Source organism: Gordonia hydrophobica NBRC 16057 (genome assembly GCF_001592365.1).
GTDB lineage: Bacteria > Actinomycetota > Actinomycetes > Mycobacteriales > Mycobacteriaceae > Gordonia > Gordonia hydrophobica.
The window spans coordinates 1-2,334 of record NZ_BCWU01000026.1; the positions used below are offsets into that span (position 1 = coordinate 1).

At 59.0% G+C, this 2,334-nt stretch carries 1 protein-coding gene and 1 pseudogene; both read right to left on the minus strand.

Features of this window, described 5'->3' with window-relative positions:
• Positions 1–141: 141 nt before the first annotated feature.
• Positions 142–509: pseudogene (locus GH2_RS21025) on the minus strand (helix-turn-helix domain-containing protein).
• Positions 506–1,657: a tyrosine-type recombinase/integrase gene (locus GH2_RS21030; protein WP_062392914.1), complete on the minus strand. Its 1,152-nt coding sequence runs from the start codon at positions 1,655–1,657 to the stop codon at positions 506–508. The pseudogene GH2_RS21025 and the gene GH2_RS21030 overlap by 4 nt, the downstream one beginning before the upstream one ends.
• Between the last annotated feature and the right edge of the window lie 677 nt (positions 1,658–2,334).

A 2,334-nucleotide genomic window follows, 5' to 3' on the forward strand; every position in this document is an offset into this window, starting at 1 on the left:
GGTTGTAGCAATAGCAGCAGATTGGGGTGTCCTGCCACCACGCGGCGGTGAGATAGGCCTCACCGCATCGTTCGCACGGCTCGTACCGGTCAGGTTCGGGTGCGGGCTTCCGGCGTGCCATCATCTATCATCACCGCGGGCCTAGGTATCTCGTGGGCCGTCGTCGGAATCGACCACGCGAACGCGACGAACCCCGGGAGCCTTCTTCGGTCGGGCTTCTCCTGCCGGCAGAATGTCGGGTGCGGTTCCGGTTGCCCTACCTTGCATCACCACGACGGGCTCGAACAATTCGGCGGGGGAGCAGTCGAGGATGTCACACAGCGCGGCGAAGACCCGGCTGTTGATGCGTTCCGGTTTGCCCGTCATCAATCGGTACGCCTGAGGTTGAGAGAGAGAGTGATACCGCGGCTCCGAAGGAGGGTGACCAGTTCGGTCGACTTCCACAGATTGCGGTCGGCCATGAGTTTTCGCAGGTTCCAATGGAAATCGACGCGCTTCTGAACGTTCATGCCTGGTTGCTTTCGCCGTAGGGGACAGCCGCGGATGCGAGTCGCTCGCGGATCATGCGCTGCAGGGTCTTCTGTCGGTAGTCCGAACTCACCTGGGTGTAGAGCGCCGTGGTGGATGAATGCTCGTGGCCCACCTGTTGTTGCACGAACAGCGGATCGTAGCCGTCCTCGATCAAGTGCGTGACGTACGACCGGCGAAACCCGTGAAGCGACAGACCATCTGGCAAACCGGCACGTCGACGATGGCCTGTGAATCGAGTGGCGTACGAGTTCAAGGTCAACTGGTCACCGCGTTCTGACGGCCACAGCCAGGGCGAGTCCGCCGCATGTCCCATGAGTTGTCGGCATCCTTCTGCGCCCACCCACGCCTCAAACACATCCGGACCCCAGTCCATCAGGGGAACCGTCAAGACAGTACGTCGCTTGTGTGCGGAGCCACGCGACCCTTTGCCGTACCGGACGTAGACAGCACCAAAGGCCTTATATTGCGGCACATGTGGATTCGGTCCGAAGTCATGGATCTGCAGTCGTAGGAGTTCTTGACGACGAAGGCCGTAGCCGTAAGCAACCTTTGCGATGCAGGAATCGCGCAGCGTGGTCAGCCAGGCCTTGTTGTTCTTCGCGTAGAGACGCTCAACTTCGTCGTCGAAGTAGTCGAACAGGGTCTGAACTTCATTGCGGGAGAACGCTCTCCGTTCTGGCTCCGCCTCGTTGTCAGAGACATGGACCGGAAGATTGTAGGCGAAGCAGATCTGCGACGGGTATTCGCCGAAGACCTGGGCGCACAGGTCTGGCCACCGGTAGACCGGCTCGCAGAGAAAGCTACAGAAGCCCCTGACCACCATCAGATAGGCGCGAATGGTTGACTTGGCGGCCGTCCCGCCATTGCGTGCGTTCAGCGTGGTGACGTACTCGTCGACGTCCTGCGGCATCCATCGCCACGGGTAGTCGCCAGAGACTGCCTGAAAATCCTGAAGGACTCGCAGGTAGCCATAGATCGTGGATGCACCCAACGTGCGTGCCATCAGCGCCGATTTCCAACCCTCGAGCATCTCTGTCCAGATCTGCTCTTCGGGACGAAGCAACTCGGCGCCAGACGAGACGAGTCGTAACGGGGCGCTACCAGGCAGTGGGTGTTCACCACTCATAATCCAGCACCATACGCCTCTATTCATCCAATGAATAGAGTTTCGGCAAATATCAGTGGGGCAGACCCGCGCCGGCGCCGACAACGATTCGGGGCCACGCTGTATCGAGCAACCAGTAAGGAGGCAGTGGTCCATACATGCTGCAGAAGAACTGAATCCACTCAGACGTGCAGAATCGTCACAGTGACATATTGCGCGCTCGCGCCAGGTGATGTCAGACGGGAGACCCGGCGAACTCACGGTGCATCGCACCTCATCCCGCGACCTTTCCATGCATCAGATGAATTATCTTGTCATGTCTGCACGTAGATCGGACGGAACCGTGCAGCTGCGTCATGCCGCGGGAGGCGAACAATCCGCGTTCCCGCTGGTTCTGGCGTTTTACCAATGATCTCGAGTATTCACCTGTTTGCGAACTCGATAGATAAGAACGCCGATAAGATACATTATGTTAAGTAGAATCCTGCGTATTGCAGCAGATGAATCACTTCGGATCCCCCCGCCAAGGTGGACCATGCTTCACCTTATCGCGCCGTTACCTGCACATACAGGCTCGCTCCACCCTGCCGCTGGCGGCCGTTTGGATGAGTGGCAGCCGCACCGTTCGCCTGTCCGGGTCAAGTCCCCGATAGTGGTGTAACTGGTTTGTGGTCCTTCGTTGGTGGTCAGGCGGGTAG

Excerpts from the sequence above, each read along its gene's own strand:
- GH2_RS21030 (WP_062392914.1), bottom strand. The coding sequence starts at position 1,657 with ATGAGTGGTGAACACCCACTGCCTGGTAGCGCCCCGTTACGACTCGTC.